Source organism: Elizabethkingia miricola, assembly GCF_001675285.1.
In the GTDB taxonomy this organism is placed as follows: domain Bacteria; phylum Bacteroidota; class Bacteroidia; order Flavobacteriales; family Weeksellaceae; genus Elizabethkingia; species Elizabethkingia miricola.
The window spans coordinates 611,597-631,716 of record NZ_LSGQ01000003.1; the positions used below are offsets into that span (position 1 = coordinate 611,597).

General features: G+C 37.2%; 17 protein-coding genes and 1 riboswitch. Of the genes, 5 read left to right on the forward strand and 12 right to left on the reverse strand.

Going from position 1 to position 20,120, the window contains the following annotated elements; translation table 11 throughout:
* Nucleotides 1–45: 45 nt before the first annotated feature.
* From ATE49_RS05700 to ATE49_RS05745, 10 genes are all read right to left on the reverse strand, one after another.
* The gene (locus ATE49_RS05700) at nt 46–1,353 is read right to left on the reverse strand and encodes a voltage-gated chloride channel family protein (RefSeq protein WP_065081367.1); all 1,308 of its coding nucleotides are present in this window, start codon (nt 1,351–1,353) and stop codon (nt 46–48) included.
* A gap of 29 nt (nt 1,354–1,382) precedes the next feature.
* Nucleotides 1,383–1,450, reverse strand: a riboswitch (Fluoride riboswitch).
* Between the two features lie 80 nt (nt 1,451–1,530).
* Nucleotides 1,531–1,872 carry a cupin domain-containing protein gene (locus ATE49_RS05705; RefSeq protein ID WP_090346996.1) on the reverse strand — a complete coding sequence of 114 codons (342 nt, stop codon included), beginning with the start codon at nt 1,870–1,872 and terminating at the stop codon, nt 1,531–1,533.
* A gap of 11 nt (nt 1,873–1,883) precedes the next feature.
* Nucleotides 1,884–2,720, reverse strand: coding sequence for a class I SAM-dependent methyltransferase (locus ATE49_RS05710; RefSeq protein WP_176370676.1), 837 nt, complete (start codon nt 2,718–2,720; stop codon nt 1,884–1,886).
* 134 nt (nt 2,721–2,854) lie between these two features.
* The gene (locus ATE49_RS05715; RefSeq protein WP_034868146.1) at nt 2,855–3,343 is read right to left on the reverse strand and encodes a hypothetical protein; all 489 of its coding nucleotides are present in this window, start codon (nt 3,341–3,343) and stop codon (nt 2,855–2,857) included.
* A gap of 236 nt (nt 3,344–3,579) precedes the next feature.
* Nucleotides 3,580–4,080 (reverse strand): MepB family protein, encoded by a 501-nt coding sequence (locus tag ATE49_RS05720; protein ID WP_065081433.1) that lies wholly within the window; start codon nt 4,078–4,080, stop codon nt 3,580–3,582.
* Nucleotides 4,081–4,090: 10 nt separating this feature from the next.
* The gene (locus ATE49_RS05725; protein WP_065081370.1) at nt 4,091–4,837 is read right to left on the reverse strand and encodes a Rossmann-fold NAD(P)-binding domain-containing protein; all 747 of its coding nucleotides are present in this window, start codon (nt 4,835–4,837) and stop codon (nt 4,091–4,093) included.
* Nucleotides 4,838–4,972: 135 nt separating this feature from the next.
* Nucleotides 4,973–6,400, reverse strand: a complete 1,428-nt coding sequence (locus tag ATE49_RS05730; protein WP_065081371.1) for a TolC family protein — start codon at nt 6,398–6,400, stop codon at nt 4,973–4,975.
* 12 nt (nt 6,401–6,412) lie between these two features.
* Entirely contained in the window at nt 6,413–9,556 is a 3,144-nt protein-coding gene (locus ATE49_RS05735; RefSeq protein ID WP_059343791.1) for an efflux RND transporter permease subunit, read from the reverse strand.
* 22 nt (nt 9,557–9,578) lie between these two features.
* Nucleotides 9,579–10,733 (reverse strand): efflux RND transporter periplasmic adaptor subunit, encoded by a 1,155-nt coding sequence (locus tag ATE49_RS05740; protein ID WP_059343792.1) that lies wholly within the window; start codon nt 10,731–10,733, stop codon nt 9,579–9,581.
* Between the two features lie 456 nt (nt 10,734–11,189).
* Complete coding sequence (locus ATE49_RS05745; RefSeq protein WP_065081372.1) at nt 11,190–12,083, reverse strand: helix-turn-helix domain-containing protein; 894 nt, start codon at nt 12,081–12,083, stop codon at nt 11,190–11,192.
* Nucleotides 12,084–12,653: 570 nt separating this feature from the next.
* Between ATE49_RS05745 and ATE49_RS05750 the strand changes: the two genes are divergently transcribed.
* From ATE49_RS05750 to ATE49_RS05760, 3 genes are all read left to right on the forward strand, one after another.
* A complete protein-coding gene (locus ATE49_RS05750) occupies nt 12,654–12,869 on the forward strand; it encodes a hypothetical protein (RefSeq protein WP_059155149.1) in 216 nt (71 codons plus the stop codon).
* A gap of 30 nt (nt 12,870–12,899) precedes the next feature.
* The gene (locus tag ATE49_RS05755; RefSeq protein ID WP_233174472.1) at nt 12,900–14,678 is read left to right on the forward strand and encodes a hypothetical protein; all 1,779 of its coding nucleotides are present in this window, start codon (nt 12,900–12,902) and stop codon (nt 14,676–14,678) included.
* Nucleotides 14,679–15,236: 558 nt separating this feature from the next.
* A complete protein-coding gene (locus tag ATE49_RS05760) occupies nt 15,237–16,817 on the forward strand; it encodes a helix-turn-helix domain-containing protein (RefSeq protein WP_065081373.1) in 1,581 nt (526 codons plus the stop codon).
* 8 nt (nt 16,818–16,825) lie between these two features.
* Here ATE49_RS05760 and ATE49_RS05765 read toward each other — a convergent pair whose 3' ends face one another.
* Both ATE49_RS05765 and ATE49_RS05770 read right to left on the reverse strand, forming a co-directional pair.
* Entirely contained in the window at nt 16,826–17,446 is a 621-nt protein-coding gene (locus ATE49_RS05765) for a class I SAM-dependent methyltransferase (RefSeq protein ID WP_065081374.1), read from the reverse strand.
* Between the two features lie 79 nt (nt 17,447–17,525).
* Nucleotides 17,526–18,095, reverse strand: coding sequence for a dihydrofolate reductase family protein (locus tag ATE49_RS05770; protein WP_059343795.1), 570 nt, complete (start codon nt 18,093–18,095; stop codon nt 17,526–17,528).
* Nucleotides 18,096–18,292: 197 nt separating this feature from the next.
* Here ATE49_RS05770 and ATE49_RS05775 point away from each other — a divergent pair, with 197 nt between their 5' ends.
* Both ATE49_RS05775 and ATE49_RS05780 read left to right on the forward strand, forming a co-directional pair.
* Nucleotides 18,293–18,886 (forward strand): TetR/AcrR family transcriptional regulator, encoded by a 594-nt coding sequence (locus ATE49_RS05775; protein ID WP_065081435.1) that lies wholly within the window; start codon nt 18,293–18,295, stop codon nt 18,884–18,886.
* Between the two features lie 34 nt (nt 18,887–18,920).
* On the forward strand, nt 18,921–20,105 hold the full coding sequence (locus tag ATE49_RS05780; RefSeq protein ID WP_065081375.1) for an acetyl-CoA C-acyltransferase: 1,185 nt from the start codon (nt 18,921–18,923) through the stop codon (nt 20,103–20,105).
* Nucleotides 20,106–20,120: the final 15 nt, after the last annotated feature.

Genomic DNA, 20,120 nt, shown 5'->3' on the forward strand with positions numbered 1-20,120 from the left:
ACATCTCATATCTAACCTCTAATTTCCAATTTCTAACTTCGTACTTTAAAGATCATTTAGTCTTTTTCCCTGAAGGTTCATGAATCTGGGATGTTTGGCATCACCTATCATTTGCTTACCATAGATACTGTTGTTTCCGGATAATAAATAAGCAACAACACAGGCGATAGCAACATAAACACCGCATTCACTTCCAAAGAGTTCAATAGCCATAATCATACAGGCGATAGGAGTGTTGGTTGCTCCTGCAAATACCGCTACAAATCCCATTCCGGCCAAAAGTCCTGGTGGAAGCGGAATAAAATAGCTTAAAGCATTTCCTAATGTAGCGCCAATAAAGAACAATGGTGTTACTTCTCCGCCTTTAAATCCTGCAGATAAAGTAACGATGGTGAAGATCATTTTCAGTGCAAAATCATAGGCAGGCAATTGCTGATCAAAAGAAGCGACAATAGTCGGGATTCCTAATCCTATATATTTGGTAGTGCCTATAGCCCAAACTGCTGAGGCAACAATAATACCTCCAACAAAAGGTCTTAATGGAGGATAAGATATTTTAGATTTGAATATCCTTCCGGCCCAGTGTATAATCTTGCTAAAAGCGGAAGCACATAATCCAAAGAATATTCCTGCCATGATAGCATAGAGAATATTCAGGAAGGAGATCTCCGGAATAAAACTAATATGATAATGGGTATGATGTGTCTGCCACATTTTAGTTACAAGGTCGGCTATAATGGAAGCTGCAAATGCTGGAAAAATTGCATTATATCTTATTCTGCCAATCAAAAAGACTTCCAGTCCGAATAATGCGCCTGCTAAAGGAGTTCCGAAGACTGAACCGAATCCGGCAGCTATTGCTGCAATAATTAAAATTGCACGTTCACTGGTATTTAGTCTGAAGGGTTTGCTAAACTGATCGGCAATAGCACCAGCCATTTGCAGTGCTGTACCTTCACGTCCGGCAGAACCTCCAAAAAAATGAGTAGCCATGGTTCCGATATATACAAAAGGCGTCATCCGAAATGGGATGATCTGTTTAGGGTCGTGGATAGTGTCTATTAGCAGATTGTTTCCGGCTTCTATATCCTTTCCTAAATAGTAATAAAGCAATCCTATAAGGAAACCGCCTATTGGCAGCAAGGCGATTAACCATAAATGATTTTCTCTGAAATTAGTAGCCCAGTCCAGTGTCTGTAAAAAGAATGCTGATGCTGATCCTATTAAAGTACCTATAAAAAGGGTAATGAGCAGCCATCTTAAAATATAAAGGGTGGAAGGGTAGCGTCTGAAAAATACCTGTATAGACAGGCTGAATTTTTTGCTGGCTGATTTTTGTTTTTTTATTGACATAATGTACCTGATAAAATGTTTAACATTTAATTTAATCAGGCGTCATCAGCTCCTCAGAAGCGGTTGGGTAAGGAAGAACACCATTTCCTCTTTTTGTATAATGCAAATTTAGAGATATTTATTTATCCACAACAAATTTTAATTCACTTTTTGTAAAAGCTGCTTCATCGAAATGTTTTATAAATTAACCCGGTCTCCGTGAGACCTAGGCTCGGAAATTACCAGAAATTCTAAGTCTTCAGGTGATTTGTTCAGAATATGATGTTTTAATTCCGGTTCAATATGAAAACCTTGTCTTTCATGGACAGTAAAAATTCCCTTTTCAGTTTCGAAAGTAGCCGTTCCTTTTAAAATATAAAAAAACTGTTGTGCTTTAGTATGGTAATGGAATGTTTCCTCTGTATTCGGTGGCATTTTTTCCTGAATAATACTTAATGAGTCGGTTTTTAATAGATGCCATCCGTCACAAATTCCTCCCCAGTTATAATGCTCCGTATTATTGATATCTCTGATACTCATTTTATTTAATTTTATATTCTGGCTAATAAAAAAACTTCACCACTTGCCGGAGATAATCCATCGGTTCGGTTCTTAAAATACAGATCTTTTATATCCTCTGTGGAGACCAGATCGGTATTTTTAAGGCCGGATTCTTTTGCTATTGCTATTACTTCTTCCGGAGAAAAAAAGCTGATAAAAGGAGTGCCCGCTTGCTGAGCTCCTTTATTGGCCATTTCCTGCATAGGCTGATCTTCCTTTTCCAGTAATTCAACAGGTAAATAGAAGCTGATGGTAACGACAGATCCTGCTGCAAGGCTCACCATGTGTTGCAAGGTTTCTTTAATGGCAGACCTAGTGAGGTATAATGTAACCCCGGTACAGGCAATAACAGCTGGCTTGTGAATATTAAAGCCGGCTTTCAGTAGCTGTTCCCACCATGATGATTTCTCAAAGTTTACCGGAACAAAATGTAAATTTTCCGGAATATGAAATCCTGTTTCAGAGAGTCTCTTTTGTTTCCATGCAAGAGTGTCTGGTTGATCTATTTCGAAAATCTGAATTTTAGAGGTGATATTCGGATTTCGCTGAGCGAATGTATCAAGACCGGAACCTAAAATAACATATTGATCCGTTCCTTTTGGGATTTCAGTTGTGATTATATCTTCAATATAACGACTCCGTGCTACAACAGAAGCACGGAGTCGCTGTGTATATTTTATATCAGGTCGCTCCTGCCATCCCTGTTCAGGAGCAATAAGCTGAAGTCCTACAGTATCTTCAAGAATATGAGGCTCAGCATCTGCCTGTGTATGAAATGCTCTCCATAGTGCAGTTCTTATAGCTGTATTGTCTGGTTGTTGATCCATAATACTTATTTGGTTTACCTAATATAAAATTACCCTTATGCCAGGATATAGACAATACTAATTTAGGATTACTCTAACATATAAATAAAAAAAACGCCCGAATTCTCAGGCGCCTTTTTATGTGGATAAGTTTCTTACTTGGATACTTTCAGATATACTTGTTGTGTAGTCTCATCAATGGTGATGTTAGGGAATTTCTTATCATAGTCGATAACGATATCACCTTTTTCTTCTTTTCCGTTACCATCGGAATCCCAGTTTATTGTTACATAATATTTTACAGGTTCTCCTTCTTTTACAGCAGGCTTAATAAGACTTGATGCATTAGCAGGAACCGGAAGGTCTATCGTGAATGGAACTGTTTTTTGCTCAATTTCTTTTTCGGTAATCAGTGTAGCCGGAGCATCTGCAAGATTAGCAGAAATTCCATATAAACTTATTTTAAGCTTTGCATTTTTAATGTTAAATGTATCTGTTCCTGTGAATTCAATTTTAACATTTTTCTGGTCAGAAGATGTTTTTTCCGTCGAAGACGTTGTGTCTGTCATAGTCTGTTTTGGAGAGTTACAGCTGCTTGCCAATAACAAAGCTCCGATACCGATAATACTTGCAATACGATTCATAGTAGATATTTTAGGGTTATAAATGATTGTTTGTTTAATAAAGCCTGTTCGAATTTTATAGTTATTACTCTTCGACAGGCTCAGAGTGACATTGCTTATTCGGAATATCTACCTTTTAGAGGTGTCAGGCTGAGCCTGTCGAAGCCTTATATTTTATTGAATTAAAATTTAAATAGGCTCTAACCTCATAAAGTTACCCAAATTTATGCCAAAGCCAGAAATGATGAAAATTCCGGTTATGAAGATCTGAAGATTGCGGTCAGCTTTTCTGTGATCAGATCTTCAGGTAAAGCCATATCAATAAAGTATTCTGATTGCCATTGCTGAGTTTTTTCCGCCTGTTTGTTTAGTGAAATATCCCATGCAGGATATATTCTAAATCCTCGTTTCCCTTCTCTGGAATCAGATGTCAGAATTTGCTTTTCAGTCAGCAATAATTTGGAGAAAATAAAATAACCGGATTTCTCACTGTGTTCTGCTGCGATAATATAGAAATTGAAAGGATCGTTATGATTAAATGGTTCTGTCTGTCCCTTAATATTTCTTTTCCATAAAGTTACAAACAGCCCGTTCTTTTTGGGAGTTACTTTTGCCTTTCTGTATTTTATATTCAATTGCTGCAGCCGAAAGTTATAACCAAAATATTCTTCACATTCGGCATCCTGAGTTATAGCTGATATTTTAAAATCAATGTTTTTTAATAGTGTATTTTCCAGTTTGCAGAGTTCTTCATTCATTGTATGCATTTTAAAATAATCTTGGATCTGGCTTTTCATAGATGAAGTTCAGCAGCTTTTCACTTTTCTCAGAACTGATAATCCGCTGTTGTGTTGTTTCGGATATATGTTTGTTTACCTGCTTGTTCTGAATACTTATTACTTCTGCTTTTGTAGGATGCTGAGGTGCTACAATATTAAATGTTTCAGAGGATATGTGATTATTAATTATAGTTTCAATAATCCTGCAGACATCATAATAATGAATATGGTTAACAGCCTGTTCCGGATTTGATATTTTATAATTTTTAAGCTGTCTGTTATCTCCCATTAATCCTCCCAGACGCAGAATATTCACTTGTGGAAAACTTTTTTTAATCATATTCTCAACATATATCATGTTAGAACTAAGTTCGGAATCTGGATAAGTTGTTTCATCAATAAGCTTTTGCTCCTGTGGATAAATTCCGGTTGAGCTGGTTAAAAAGACAGAACCTTTATACATGCCAATATACTTCTCTATATTATTGAAACGGCGGATTAATATTTCCAGTTCTGTTCGTTGTGAAAAAGGAAGAGATATAATAATGACATCTGAGTTATTAATATCCGAATTGGTTTGATATTCTTCGTTCGAATCAAAGTCAATGGTGAAGTGAATATAATTACTTTCAGAATTGTCCCTTCTGTTGACAGTATATATTGTATAGTTATCAGAAAAATAATCAGCCAGTCGTTTGCCCAGCCAGCCGTAGCCTATGATTGCCAGCTTTTTCATCTTCTTAAAATTGAAGTCCAAATATACGGAATTAACAAGGGGGAGGAACAAGCAGTTTATAAAAACAAAAACCACCCTGGAACAAGTCCAGAGTGGTCATTAGAAATAAAAACAGAAAATATAAGCTATTGTTTATTATTGCCATCCGCCTCCCAGAGCACGATATAGGGAGGTGGTAGCATTAAGTTGCTGGGTTTTTATATTGGCCAGATCCAGCTCGGCCTGAAGCTTATTGGTTTGTGCTACTAACATTTCAAGGTAAGATGCTTCACTATATTTAAATAAGGTTTCCGCATTTTTTACCGTTTCATTCGATCTTTTTACCAATGCTTCCGCGATAGAACGTTGCTCTTTTAATTTATCAGTTTGAACTAAAACGTCTGATACCTCGCCCACAGCCTGAATCACACTTTGCTTGAATTGTAATTCTGCCTGTTGGGAAGAAATTTTTGACTGCTCATACTGGGTTTTTAGTTGCTTCCCCTGTAATAATGGCTGCATTAATGATCCAGCAGCCATCCCGAACAAAGATCCGGGAATGCTAAACCAGTCACTTGCCTTAAAAGCATTAAGACCACCCTGTGCTGTAATATTAAGTACAGGATACATATTGGCTTTTGCAATATTAATAGAAGCAATACTTCGTCTGAAATTAAGTTCCTGTGTTTTAATATCCGGACGGTAACTCAACAATTCTGAAGGAATCCCCGTGGATAAACCAGCTGGCGCTTCTGTAGAATCCAGACTGATATTACGCTCCACTCTGGAAGGAAATGAACCTGTCAGAATATTCAGTGCGTGCTCCTGAGTGCTTATTGCACTCTCGATTACTGGAATGTTTTTTCTGATCTGATCCTGATTGGTTTCTTGCTGCTGAACAGCAAGTGCGGTTCCAATACCAACTTCAAATTGCTTTTTGATCAGTGTTAAAGTTTTATCACTTAATGCCAGATTAGATTTTGTAATCTCCAGCTGCTTGTCCAGCATCAGAAGGTTATAATAACCTTGTGCTACTTCTGCAACCAATCTTGTTTTTACAGCTTTTGCCGCTTCCTGTGTTTGCAAATAGCTGGCTAGAGCTTCCTCTTTGGTATTTTTAATTTTTCCCCAGATATCCGCTTCCCAGGAAAGAGATACAGCAGTTGTATAATCTTCGGTATATCTTTTACCTAAAAACTGACTTGCACTAATACCATTGATACTGTTGTCCGAAGGTCTGTTAATGCTGGCATTTGCAATATTCAGGCTTACCTTAGGAATATTTCCCCATTTAGACTGCTGGAATCCTAAGGATGCCAGTTCTATTTGTTTTAGCGCAACCTGCAAGTCATTGTTTCCAGCCAGGGCTTTATCGATCAGTGCAACCAGTACAGGGTCCTTATAGAAATCCCTGTAGCTGATTTTTGCAATATTCTGAAAATCCTCAATCTTGGCCTGCTGACTACCATAGCTTTCCGGTACCGTAAGTTTAGGCTGTTCATACTTCTGAACTTTACAGGAAGTCACTAATCCGGATATCAAGGCTATCCCTGCTGTTATATGGATGATTCTTTTTGAATTCATTTTTTCTAAATTTTAATTATACTCCCAGTCCGCTTCCGAAATTTGCTTACCGCTGACACGCTCATGCAGGTATTGGAAAATAACAAACAGAACAGGCGTAATAAATACTCCTAATACAGTTCCGAATAACATCCCGAAGATTGCAGCGTATCCGATAGAGTGGTTACCTAATGCTGAAGGGCCTACTACAAAAAGTAATGGTGTAAGTCCGGCGATGAAAGCGATAGATGTCATTAAGATTGGTCTTAATCTGGCTTTCGCACCTTCTACAGCTGCCGCAACAAGGCTTTTTCCAACCCTTCTTCTCTGTATGGCAAATTCCACGATTAGAATACCATTTTTCGCAAGAAGTCCAATTAGCATAACCATGGCAATCTGTACATAGATATTGTTGGAGATATCGGCAAATGTAATCCCAATAAATACTCCGGATAAACCAACCGGAATTGCTAATAATACGGATAGCGGGAGGATGTAACTGTCATACTGTGCAGATAACAGGAAGTAGACAAACACAATACATAAACCAAAGATTAATGTAGATTGAGATCCCGACTGAGCTTCCTCACGACTCATTCCTTTGTAATCGTAGGTATATCCTTGTGGAAGTAGCTTTTCACTTACTTCTTCAACAGCTTTCATAGCCTGTCCTGTACTGTATCCCGGCTTAGCCATTACCGTCAGGTTGGACGCGTTGAAAAGATTGAAACGGTCTACAATTTCAGCACCTGTTGTAGGTTTCAGGGTTACCAATGTATTAATTGGTACCATTCCGCCTGTATTATTTTTTACAAAAACACCGTCCAGTGATCGTTGATCTTTTCTGGCATCGAATGCAGATTGTATCTGTACTCTGTAATATTTTCCAAATCTGTTGAAGTCGGATGACTGAATACTACCGTAATATCCCTGCATAACACCCATAACGTCCGCAAGGCTTACACCAAGCTGTGCCGCTTTAGCTTCGTCTACCAATAGTTCGAACTGAGGGAACGATACGTCGAAAGTAGTGAAGGCTACGGCAATTTCCGGTCTTTGCATCAGGGCACCCATCATTTCATAGGAAACCTGTCCCAGTTTCTGAAGTTCACCATTGGTACGATCCTGAAGCACAAGTTCCATACCACTCGTATTACCAAAGCCGTCTACAGTAGGCATGTTCAGTACAAGGAAATTAGCACGCTTGTCTTCTGCAAGTTTTGCCTGGAATTGTCCGATAATATCATCTATTTTCTTTACATCACCACGATCTTTAAGGTGTTTCAGTTTAATCCATATAGCACCCGCAGAAGCCGATGAGGTGGAGCTAAACATGTTGAACCCGTCTACCGTCATTACATTTTCTACAGCAGGGTGTCCTGATAAATAATGTTCTGCAGTTTTTATAACCTCAATAGTTCTGGTTTTTGAAGCTCCCGGAGGAAGGTTTACTGTAATTGCCAGGAAGTTCTGGTCCTCATCCGGAATAAAGCCTTTTGGAGTCGTCATAGACATCCATACGAATAGCCCTCCGAATACTGCCATAATAGCAAAGGCAATCCATCTTTTCTTAATAAGGAATAGAATAGATTTTCCGTAACGGTTGGTTATAGCGTTGAATGCAGCATTGAATCCTGCAAAGAAACGGTCTTTAAAGTTCTTTTTCTCATGGTGATCGCCTTCATGTGGCTTTAAAAATAAAGCAGTAAGCGCAGGGCTTAACGTTAATGCATTGATTGCAGAAATAATAATTGCAATAGCAAGCGTTAAAGCAAACTGCTGATAGAACAAACCTGTAGAACCTTTCATAAAGGCTACCGGAACGAATACTGCAGACATTACTAAAGTAATCGATACAATTGCTCCGGAAATCTCATGCATTGCAGACATGGTCGCAGCACGTGCATTCAGTTTTCGGTGCTCCATTTTGGCATGGACGGCCTCTACAACAACAATGGCATCATCCACAACAATACCAATTGCCAGTACAAGGGCAAACAGGGTAAGAATGTTAATAGAGAATCCAAAGAGATTCATAAAGAAGAACGTACCAATAATAGATACAGGAACTGCAATTGCAGGAATCAGAGTTGAACGGAAATCCTGAAGGAAAATATATACCACAATAAATACAAGGATGAAAGCCTCGATAAGCGTAGATATTACCTGACTGATAGATTGGTCCAGAGATTCTTTTGTTGCATATGGGATACGGTATTCCACTCCCGGAGGGAAAGATTTCTCCAGCTGTTTCATTTTTTCGTTAATGGCGATCTGTACCTCGTTGGCATTGGAACCTGCCATCTGGAATACAGCCATCATAGGCCCTGATTTTCTATCGAATTTAGATGAACTACCATAACTATAAGCACCAAACTCTACTTTGGCAACATCCTTTAATCTAAGTATGGAGCCGTCATTCTGAGCTTTAATAATAATATTTTCATATTGTTCAGGCTCTGTATATTTACCTTTATAGCGCATAACATACTCCATAGCCTCGTTGCTGTTTTCCCCGAATTTTCCTGGAGCAGCTTCAATATTCTGAGATTGGATAGCATTGGAAATATCTATAGGTGCAAGTCCGTATGAGTTTAATTTTTCAGGATCTAGCCATACACGCATAGAGTAGTCTTTGTTACCCCATACCATTGCATCACCAACTCCTTTTACTCTTTTTAGTTCCGGAATAATATTGATCTTGGCATAGTTTTCCAGAAATAGTTCATCTATTTTACCATCCTTACTTGTTAATGCAAGCATGGAAATCATACTGTTCTGACGTTTGATCGTGGTAATACCGGCACGTACAACCTCTACGGGTAGCTGATTGGTTACCTGAGCCACACGATTCTGTACATTTACAGCTGCCTGATCGGGATTGGTTCCCAGTTTAAAGATTACGGTAATGGAAAGGGTACCATCGTTACTGGCTGTGGAAGTAATATAGTCCATATTTTCCACACCATTGATGGCATTTTCTATTGGTGGTGCTACCGAACGTGCAATGGTTTCGGCATTAGCTCCCGGATATACCGCTGTAACCATTACGGTTGGCGGTGCGATCTCCGGAAATTTTGTAATGGGAAGGTTTAGCATTCCCACTATCCCCAGTATTACCATCAGTATGGATATAACTGTGGCTAGTACGGGTCTTTTTATAATATTTTTAAGCATAACTTACTTTTAAAAAAACGATTTACTGAGCTTTTTTCTGTTCTTTCTTTTGCTCTTTTTGCGGAACAACAGGTGTTCCAGGCTGTAGTCTCTCGAATCCGGTAACGATGTAACGATCTCCGGCCTTAAGTCCGCTGGTTACAATGTAGTTGGTTCCGGCTTTACCAGCTACTTCTACAGGAATCTGAATAGCTTTGTTTTGTTTGTCTAAAGAGAAAACATATACTTTATCCTGAATCATCATTGTAGAACCTACAGGAAGCAATGTAGCATTGTCATATTTCTGTTCCAACAGTACTTTTCCTGTATTTCCACTTCTAAGGATTGCTTTTGAATTGTCGAATACAGCACGTAGTGTAATAGCCCCTGTCATTTTGTTGAACTGGCCTTCTACAGCATTGATTCTACCTGAAGTTTCATACTGCCCGCCGTTGCTCATAATAAGATTCACCGGAGGCGTATTTTTTAATTTTTCTTCAATAGAATTTCCTGTGTACTGATTCTGGAAGTTTACAAAATCATTTTCACTTAAACTGAAATAAGCATAGATCTGGTGAATATCCGACAAAATCGTGATAGGATCAGCATTCGTAGGCGATAACAAACTTCCGATACGGTATTTGAAACGTCCGATATATCCGCTTACAGGTGCTTTAATTGTAGAGAAGTTAAGATTAATCTTCGCAGACTCTATTGCTGCCTGTGCCTGGCTTACACTACCTCTGGCTGAATTATAGGCTGTTTCAGCTTCTTTCACCTGAATAGGAGATACCATGTTGTTTTTGGCAAGCTCTCTTTTACGGTTCAGCTCTATATTAGCATTTGCAAGAGTTGCATTAGCTGAAATAAGTGTAGCCTGCGCGCTTCTCAACTGCTCCTGGAAAATTCGGTCTTCAATTTTGAATAGAGCCTGTCCAGCTCTTACATAATCACCCTCATCTACAAAAATCCGGCTAAGGTAACCCGATACCTGCGGGCGGATTTCTACTGTAGAAACTCCTTCTATCGATGCAGCATATTCACGGGGAATAGTTACATCTTGCTGAGAAATAACACCTATTGGGAGTTCCGGAGGTTGTTGGTTGTATGCTTGGTTATCGCCGCCTTTGCTGCAGCTGCTCAGAATAAGAGCCACAGAAACGATGAAGGACGACTTTAAAATAAAATTCTTATACATAATGTTTTTTTTACGTGTGCAAAATTCGACTTAAAAAAGGCTTAAAAAAAGGTGCAAAAATCGACTAAATTTGTCAAAATGACGCCTAACTTTGTGCCTCATTAATATTATCAATTATTCTAATTAATTGTTTTTATAGTGGTTTGGTGAAATTTGTTATTTAGATTTGTTTTAAACTCTGTCAAAAAAGTACCATTATTGGTCTTTTTGTACAAATGAAATAAGAAGTGTGGAAAAGTGAGGGAAAATAGGATGTTTTCATAAATAAGAAGTTTTTATTAAGTTGCTAAATTAGGTACAGACTGTGACAGCCTTATGTCAGTAAGCGGAATATGACAGAAAATTAATGTAGAGGAAAGGCTTATTGACAGCTTTAGCCTTATTGGAATTTATCCGGAATGATTTGTTTGTGTGGTGTTAGTCTTGTTTTGGTGTTGGTTATAATCTGGTTGTCAGTTAAAATGTTTTATCATCTATTTTATATTCTGAAGGAGACTTTCCAGACTGTTTTTTGAAAAACTTACTAAACATAGCCTGATCACTAAAGCCTACCAGAGCTGCTACCTCACTTATATTGGCATTGGTTCTTTTTAACAAAAGCTTGGACTCTATAATAATTGTTTGATTGATAATGTCCTTAGGCGTTTTGTCCATTGTTTTTTTTATGACTTTGCTTAGATATTTTCTTGTGATAAATAACTGTTCTGCATAAAACTGTACACTATGTTCGAATCTGTATTTTTCTTTTACCAGCGTGAAAAACTTTGTTGTAATTTCTTCATCTCTGGACAGTAGATTTCTGGAATATCCGTCTTTCTTTATGTAATTAGACAATTCGAACAGAATTATTGAGAAATGATGAGAAATGATATCTTCCATGAAATATTCCTGAAGTGTATTGCTGTTCAGTCGGCTTATTTCTCCAATATGAAACTTCATCCGTGCAAATAATTCGGGTTGTCCGTTGATAATTAACGAATCTCCCTGTCTGAGCTCTTTTAACAGATTGTGATAATTGAAACCGGCCTGGGTAATGGGTTTTTCTGTAAACAGGATATATGAAGCGACATAATCATCGGACAGATATTCAATAGAGAAAGTTTCCAATATCGGGGAAAATAGTATATCCCCGGCATAAAGTGTAAGATATTCACCATTCGAAATATAGCTGACAACACCGGATTTTACCAATATCACACAAAAGGAATCGGATCTGTATAACGAATTTTCTTCAAGGTGGTAGTCCTGTTTGGTCAGGTCATAAGTAAGGATATCTTTGTTGATAACCTGAAGTTTTAATATCTCGAGAGCGTCTTTTAGCGTTAAAAATGAAATGAAATCCCTTTCCATTCGGAAAACTTAGTACTACAAAACTATTTATTTATTTTCAGAATATCAGCGAAATACATTTTTATTATTCCTGTTTGTGTGATTTTTTCTAAAAAAGTATAAATGATCCACTTTTGTATAAGTCGAAAAAAAAATCTCTTGCAGCCGTCACTATGAAGAATTTTACCAGCTTCAGGTACCAGTTTTTCAGTTTATATACAGATATAATAATTTCAGTTTTTTCAAAAGCATGTTATTAATAAAGTTTACTACTATTTCTGAATAATTTCTGCCTCATATCTTTAATCGTATGGCTAAAAAACTTTTCGTTTTCCGAATTATGATATTTTACACAGTTTGCCATATCATGCTTTCTGTATCTTCAATTCAATATGTATAATTTATTGTTTATCAATGTTTTGAATGCTTTTGTAATGCTATCGTTTTGCGCATTATGGTAATACTAAAGCTTCTCTAAAGGAATTGGTCATTCTAGTTTTGTAATGCAGGCAGAGTGCTTAAAATATATTTTAAACACCTCATTGCTTTTACAAACAGACAATAAAATTTAATGAATCAAACCAAATCTGAATGAGAAAAAACACTTTAAAAAATGAAACAACTACAATCGGTGAGAGAGCTTGCTATATCTATCCTGAATTGAAAGTAATTTATGTTGAAATGGAGGCCGGAATTGCAGCAAGCTCTGCAAGATTAAACCCGGGAGATGCTGCATCGTCTGATACACCTCAGATCGATGACTGGAATGATAACGGGAATGTAGGTGATAAGAATTTTGATCTTTAAAAGCACTTTACAGAAAATACTCTTGTAGTGATGAAGTCATTAATTATTACAATCCACAATCTAACACCGAATAATATGAAAAATATTTATACCCTGAACAAGATAAACAGACTAACAGTATTAAGTATCATAACAACTCTTTTTATCTCTTGTTCCTCCAGAGACGAAAGTCCCACAAATCCTATATCTAAACCTGCAGAGGGAACAGTTTTAATTTTTAATATTGAAGGGATTGCAGAAGAGGCTAGTGTTGCCAATATTGCAACTGCTTCCGTAAATAATAGAGCAGGAGGCCTTTCTCCGATGGCAGCTTTGGCTAAAAATGAAATAACATCTGTAGGGGGCTTTGATGTTATTACAAGAGCTGAAGGACAATCAGCTTCTGGGAATTCTGTATTAGCAGCCACAGCATCATCCTTTTCTTCCGGTGCACGCGTACTCGCAGCCAATATACCAATGCAAAACGGCATTAAATACCGTTTATTAATTTATGATGCGGTAAGCAATGCTCTTGTAAAAGATGTAGACGGGACAGCCGGAACAGCTCCAAGTATTCAGGTAGATGGAGGTAAACAGTACAAATGGTATATTATTTCTACTAACTCTACGATATCTCCTACGGTAAATACATCAACGGGAATGGTATCCGGAAGTACACTTGCTAATAAAGATATATTATACAACCAGGGGGTTGTAAGTACACAATACGGGCAAAATAATCTGAGTATAGTATTCAAACATTATACTTCCCGTATAGATGTAAACTTAGATACCAGAGGAATGTTTGGTAGTATAAACAATACGTCCACTCTGGAGGTAGGAACAGGGACCGGAAATAATTTTGCCGGGATTATTAAAACAGGAGATCTTAATCTGTTTACTGCTGAGTATTCTAACTTACAGGATGTACCAGTGGTTACAGCAGCTAATATGATAAATAAGGCTGGAGCAGGAGGTGCTGCAGGTGCAACGAAAACAGCAACCTTCTATACGGTAAGCAGTACCTATGTGCCAGCTAATAATCTTAGGCTAAGACTGGGAAGATTGGATATTACAATGGATGATAATACAGTCAGAAGCTTTACCAATAGTATTGTGCCTTATAGCAACGCCGCATTTACACCAGTTTTATCAAGCAGATACAACATTAATGCTCAGTTAATAGAATCCGGAGTAAAAGTGAAAGGTTTATTGTGGGCAAGAACAAACCTTACATACAATACATCTCAGTCCGATCAATACAGATTGAAGGTAAACAATGAATATTCCGATCCAAATAAAGATTTAGACTATTGGAACTGGATGTCAGCAACTCCTACAGGTTCTTCTGCGGATAACGTAGATCCGTGTTCCAAAATCTATCCTGAAAATACATGGCGGATGCCGACAGGTGATGAATACAGTTCGCTAGGAGATCCTGATCAGAAAAATGAAAACTATGGTCTGCTGGTAGGTGCTGTTTATAGTGCTGTTTGGAATCTGGATGCTGGAAATAATGTTAATACTTCTTATCCTGAAAAATCTCAGAATCTTTTTATCCCTTTGTATGGCTACCGCACAACACCTGGATTTCTTGGCTCTTCTATTAATGACTCTCCTGTAGGACTGGTAGCAGGTCTGCTGGGTGCAGGTTCTGCTTATTACGGAACGAGTACGGCAACAAATACCTCTAATGCAAATTTCTATTATATCAGATATTTCAGACTTGCATTTTTGGTTGGCTGGAGTAATTCTGAAATAAAAAATGCTGCAAAAACCGAAGGACGCTCTATACGTTGTGTAAGACGCTTGTCTGTACCTAATGTATAGTGTAGAATACTGAAAACACAATTAATATATCAATTAATAATTTCATCATCATTTGTTTATAAACTGGGTGACAGTTTTAGCGGGCAACCAGAATTTTATCAGGTTGTCCCGTTTTTGCAATTGTTGGTATGAATATCGCTGGAAAATAATCAGTATCCGAAAACTATTGTTATTCGATTACTGAAGGTAGACATCTATTCTTTTACAAACTTTATTTTTTAGAATGATCGGATGAAAATAATTCTATTTTTATTCTTGATTTTTTAATGTTTTGTATTTTTAAATATAAATGAATTATTTTTTTGAATATTATAATTCCTAGATTTATTGTTGTGGGGCTATAGTAGGCAGAGGTTATCGGTTATACTATTATATTCTTATACAGACTGAAAATGTCTTGCGTATTAATATTTCTATAATCTTCGATTTAGTAATAATATATTTTCAATTTTTCTCATCTATATGGAATGCTGTCCGTAAGGTAATAAGGGTTATTGTTTTCTTAATAATAAATTCTTATTTGTCTGAAATTAAATTTTAAATGCTAATTGACTAAATATGAGGAAGGTTGTTTTAGCAGTTTTCTATTTTTTAGCAGTTTTATCATACGCCCAAAATAAAAATGGCAATACTATAGTATACGATAAAACAATTCTGATGACATCACAGAATGACTTCCTGAAAGCATTGAAGGCAGCAGATTCTTTGTATGTAAAAGCAGAAACACCATTGTTAAAGACGAAAAGTCTTATGCTTTCTGCACTCCTTTACCATCGGTCCGGGGATATCGGTAAATGCATAGAATATGCTATAAAGGCAGAAGAAACTATAGATCAGACGAATCTGATTGAATGGAAGGCTCAGGTTTATATTTTTCTGGCTACCCAATATCGCATTCTAAAGCTTTATAGTCATTCTAAAAAATACATGGATAAAGCTTTTAATACCACTAAGATAATTCAGAATAAAAAAGTTTCAGGTTCCATAAATGGCTTGATGTGGCAGGAAATTGCCTATTATGAAATAGAAAAAAAAGATTACAGAAAGTCAATAGAGAGTGTACTGAAATCACAGCAGTTCTTTAACGTATCGGAATATCATGATGATTTCTCGGAGGCCAGTAATGAACAGATTTTAGGACTGAATTATTACCATCTTAATAATATGGATGCCTCACTCCGGCATTACCGGAAAGCTGTGTATATAGCGAAGAGCATGCCTGATTATTGTGTTAAAGGATTTATATACAATGGCCTGGCAAAAGTGTATCTGAGTAAAGATAACTTAAAGCAGACTAAAAAGTATGTGGAATTGGCTTCGGGGATAGCCAATGAATCAAACTGTCTTCAGCTAAAGAATGAAGTGTATGATACTTTCCACAGGTATTATACTATTGTTCAGGACGTGGAAGGACTTGCAATAATACAGGAGAAACGAGATTCGGTAACAGATCTTCTGACAAACAGATCCAGCTTATTTATCAATGATTTCTATCAGAAGATGGATAAAAAGAATAATATCCTTCAACAGAAAAATCATGTTAAAAACTGGATCATTATAGTGATATGTTTGGTGCTAATGATTAATATAATCTACTTTACCCAGTACCGGGAGAATTTTAAAACGACATTTACCAAACTTAACCGAATTCTGAAAAAGAAAATTCCTGAAAAGAATAAGCTGAAAGAAATTCATAAAAATTCTGTTGCTGTATTGAATATTGCAAAGCTGGAGGACAATGAAACAGACGATAGCGAAACAGGGATAATAATGACGCATGCTACAGAACAGAAATTATTGTTACGTTTGCGAGAGTTTGAAAACTCTACACTCTTCACAAAGAAAAATATTTCGCTTTCTTATCTGGCAACGTATTGTGGAGCCAATACCCGGTATATTTCTTATATCATCAATACCTATAAGAAAAAAGACTTTAACAATTACATCAATGAACTGAGGATAAAATATATTGTATTTAAGCTGGAAAAAATGCCGCAATACAGAAAATATAAAGTAGCAACGCTAGCAGACGAAGCAGGTTTTTCTTCTCCAAATAAATTTGCAACCGTATTCAAAAAGGAAGTTTCTGTTTCGCCCTCTTTGTACATAAAACATTTGGATGATGTGGCAGCCGGATAAAAAAATAATTAATCAGTCCGCTTTTTAAAACTGCAGAATATAAAGTTCTGAGATGTATTGAAAGGAGTTGTGTGGTCTTCAGTCATACAGCTTAGTTTATCAAATTTATTTTCCAGTTTTAGAGACAAAGATTGTTCATCATATTGCATAATCTCGAGTCCACTGCATTTGGTTGGTCCGTTTACAGAAAAAGTTCCGATAATCATGTATCTGGTAACATAACGTTCAGCAATGTCAATGTATTTTGCAATCTGTTCCGGTGTTGTCAGAAAATGAAAAGTAGCCCTGTCATGCCAGATGTCATAACGGGTTTCAGGGGCAAAACTGGTGATATCACTTACAATCCATTTTATCTTTTCAGCATCTTTTCCGAGGCGTTTTTTTGCTCTTTCCAATGCTTTTGCTGAAATATCCAGTACGGAGATGTTTTCATAACCCTCGAGAAGGAGGAAGTCTACTAAATTACTATCACCGCCTCCAATATCAATTATGGATGCGGTTTTGTCTGATCCAAATGAATGTATAAAATCCAGTGATGTTTTTGGAACCTCTTGTGTCCAGCTTACCTGATCCGGATTTTTAGTTTCATAAACGGTTTCCCAGTGATTTTTTCTAGTTGAATCTTCCATGCATGTAATCTTATAAATCAAATGTACGGAATCCGGTAAAAGTACCAGCTTAAAAAGTTTTCTTCCAGGAACAAAAAAACTAACGCCTGCCGGTAAGACATTTTAGAGCAACTTCACCATTGTCCAGAGGAGTTATCCCTGAGAAAAAGAATTCCTGCTTGTTGCAATTCCCTTTAAACAAAGGGATACCATCTCCTAAAATTACGGGATACAGGATAATGTGATATTCGTCTATGAGATCAAATGCTAATATGGATTGGAACAGTGCCGGACTTCCAAATATGACAATGGATTTGCCTCTTTTCTGTTTTAATTTCTTTATGTATTCCGGTATATCCTTATGTATGATTGCTGTGCTTTTATCCGGTGCATCTATTGTTGTTGAGGCAATAACTTTCCGGGTGGAATTGTACCATGTTGAATAACGCACTTCGGAAAGGCTGGCCTCAGGTCTTTTAAATGCATCCGGCCAATAAGTATTCAGTAGCTGAAAAGTAGTCCGCCCTGCGAGAATTGTATCAGCATTTTCAGCAATACTGCAGACATAATCCAGGTTGTTACTCCCGGGATTTAAACCATCAAAACTTCCGTCTGTATTGGCAATATAGCCATCCAGAGAGGTGTGTACAATGAAAATTAACTTACGCATAACAGATATTTTTTTGAGATAATAAAATTATTCAATATCAGATTCAACTTATATTGTCCTATGGCAAGAATTTAATTTTATTCTCTGATTTACAATAAGTAAACAATCGCTATGGATGGGCATAAAAATAATTCTTTTTAAAAATATACCAATTGGTATATTTTGTTTGTATATTTGTCTTACAATTCTGAATGAAAATGAACAAAGCTGAGAAAACGAAACTATTTATTATTGAGAAAACAGCTCCGATGTTTAATACAAAGGGATATGCGGCTACTTCGCTGTCGGATATCACGGAGGTGACCGGATTGTCTAAAGGTAGTATTTACGGGAATTTTGATAGCAAAGATGAGGTAGTAACTGAAGCATTTAAATACAATGCAGCTCTTTTATATAAAGGATTTGAGGAGGCAATGAGTACTGCTGATAATGCCTATATGCGTCTGCGTGCTTTTGTTAATTTTTATAGAGACAATTGGAATCAGATATACAGTATTGGTGGATGTCCAATGCTGAATGCTGCTACGGAAGCCGATGATCATTTGTTATTCCTTCAGGAAGTTGTGAAGAAATATTTTATGATCTGGCATAAAAGAATTGTCCACGTTATTGAAGAAGGGAAAGCAGAAGGCGCTTTCAAAGCGGAAACCAATTCTGACCAATATGCCTATACGATTATGATGCTGATTGAGGGAGGAGTGCTACTATCCAGAACACTTGGAAGTACAACACAATTAAATATTGCATTGGACCGTATTCTGAAAATTATTGATGAAGAAATAAAAGTTTAATTTTTTTAATTAAAAATATACCGATTGGTATATTATGGAATTTGATATGGAAAATGTTTTTATTGTAGCAGCTAAACGTACACCTGTCGGTGGGCTTCTTGGTAGCCTGGCTTCTTACACTGCTACTCAGCTTGGAGCTTTAGTTATTAAAGCCATTTATAATGAAGTACAAATACCTGAATCTGCTGTAGACAGTGTGTATTTAGGAAATGTTCTGAATGCAGGTGTCGGACAGTCACCAGCTCGCCAGGCTGCCCGATTTGCTGGCGTCCCGGATGATAAAGATGCTACCACTGTTAATAAAGTTTGCGCTGCGGGAATGAAAGCTGTTATTTTCGGAGCCCAACAAATTCAATTGGGTATTGATGATGTGGTACTGGCAGGCGGAATGGAGAGTATGAGTAACACACCGCATTATGTTTATATGCGGAACGGAAACAAACTCGGCCATGCAACGCTTACAGATGGAATGATCAAGGACGGTTTGTGGGACGTCTACCACGATTTTCATATGGGAAATGCTGCGGAGATCGGGATCAGACACTTTGGTTTTACAAGAGAGCAACTGGATGATTATGCGTTAAACTCGTATAAACGCGCACAGGAAGCTACGCAAAAAGGAAAATTCAGAAATGAGATTGTATCAGTACCTGTCCGACATAAAAAGGAGGAGAGCTTTTTTGTAGAAGATGAAGATATATATAAAGTAATTCCTGAAAAAATGGCCAGCCTGCCATCTGTATTCGAAAAAGACGGGCTGCTGACAGCTGCAAATTCCAGTAATCTGAATGATGGTGCATCGGTTCTTTTGCTGGCTTCGGAAGATGCTGTTGCAAAATATAACCTGAAACCTTTAGCTAAAATTATTGGTTATGCAGATGCTGCACAAGCTCCGGAATGGTTTACCACTGCACCGGCAATAGCAATTCCTAAGGCACTGAAAAAAGCAGGATTGCAATTAGAAGATATCGATTACTATGAAATTAATGAAGCTTATGCTTCGGTTGTCCTTTCAATGCAGGAACTTTTAGGAATTTCTCCGGATAAGATCAATGTTTATGGCGGAGCTGTTGCTATCGGTCATCCGATAGGAGCTTCCGGAGCAAGGATTCTCACAACTCTTACACATGTATTGCAACAGGAAAACGGAAAATATGGTGTAGCGGCTATTTGCAATGGCGGTGGGGGAGCAAGTGCAATAGTAATAGAGAAAATGTAAGAAAGCATTAAAATA

Bases quoted from the DNA above. Each gene is read 5' to 3' on its own strand.
- ATE49_RS05700 (WP_065081367.1), bottom strand. From the start codon at position 1,353: ATGTCAATAAAAAAACAAAAATCAGCCAGCAAAAAATTCAGCCTGTCT.
- ATE49_RS05705 (WP_090346996.1), bottom strand. From the start codon at position 1,872: ATGAGTATCAGAGATATCAATAATACGGAGCATTATAACTGGGGAGGA.
- ATE49_RS05710 (WP_176370676.1), bottom strand. From the start codon at position 2,720: ATGGATCAACAACCAGACAATACAGCTATAAGAACTGCACTATGGAGA.
- ATE49_RS05715 (WP_034868146.1), bottom strand. From the start codon at position 3,343: ATGAATCGTATTGCAAGTATTATCGGTATCGGAGCTTTGTTATTGGCA.
- ATE49_RS05720 (WP_065081433.1), bottom strand. From the start codon at position 4,080: ATGAATGAAGAACTCTGCAAACTGGAAAATACACTATTAAAAAACATT.
- ATE49_RS05725 (WP_065081370.1), bottom strand. From the start codon at position 4,837: ATGAAAAAGCTGGCAATCATAGGCTACGGCTGGCTGGGCAAACGACTG.
- ATE49_RS05730 (WP_065081371.1), bottom strand. From the start codon at position 6,400: ATGAATTCAAAAAGAATCATCCATATAACAGCAGGGATAGCCTTGATA.
- ATE49_RS05735 (WP_059343791.1), bottom strand. From the start codon at position 9,556: ATGCTTAAAAATATTATAAAAAGACCCGTACTAGCCACAGTTATATCC.
- ATE49_RS05740 (WP_059343792.1), bottom strand. From the start codon at position 10,733: ATGTATAAGAATTTTATTTTAAAGTCGTCCTTCATCGTTTCTGTGGCT.
- ATE49_RS05745 (WP_065081372.1), bottom strand. From the start codon at position 12,083: ATGGAAAGGGATTTCATTTCATTTTTAACGCTAAAAGACGCTCTCGAG.
- ATE49_RS05750 (WP_059155149.1), top strand. From the start codon at position 12,654: ATGAGAAAAAACACTTTAAAAAATGAAACAACTACAATCGGTGAGAGA.
- ATE49_RS05755 (WP_233174472.1), top strand. From the start codon at position 12,900: ATGAAGTCATTAATTATTACAATCCACAATCTAACACCGAATAATATG.
- ATE49_RS05760 (WP_065081373.1), top strand. From the start codon at position 15,237: ATGAGGAAGGTTGTTTTAGCAGTTTTCTATTTTTTAGCAGTTTTATCA.
- ATE49_RS05765 (WP_065081374.1), bottom strand. From the start codon at position 17,446: ATGGAAGATTCAACTAGAAAAAATCACTGGGAAACCGTTTATGAAACT.
- ATE49_RS05770 (WP_059343795.1), bottom strand. From the start codon at position 18,095: ATGCGTAAGTTAATTTTCATTGTACACACCTCTCTGGATGGCTATATT.
- ATE49_RS05775 (WP_065081435.1), top strand. From the start codon at position 18,293: ATGAACAAAGCTGAGAAAACGAAACTATTTATTATTGAGAAAACAGCT.
- ATE49_RS05780 (WP_065081375.1), top strand. From the start codon at position 18,921: ATGGAATTTGATATGGAAAATGTTTTTATTGTAGCAGCTAAACGTACA.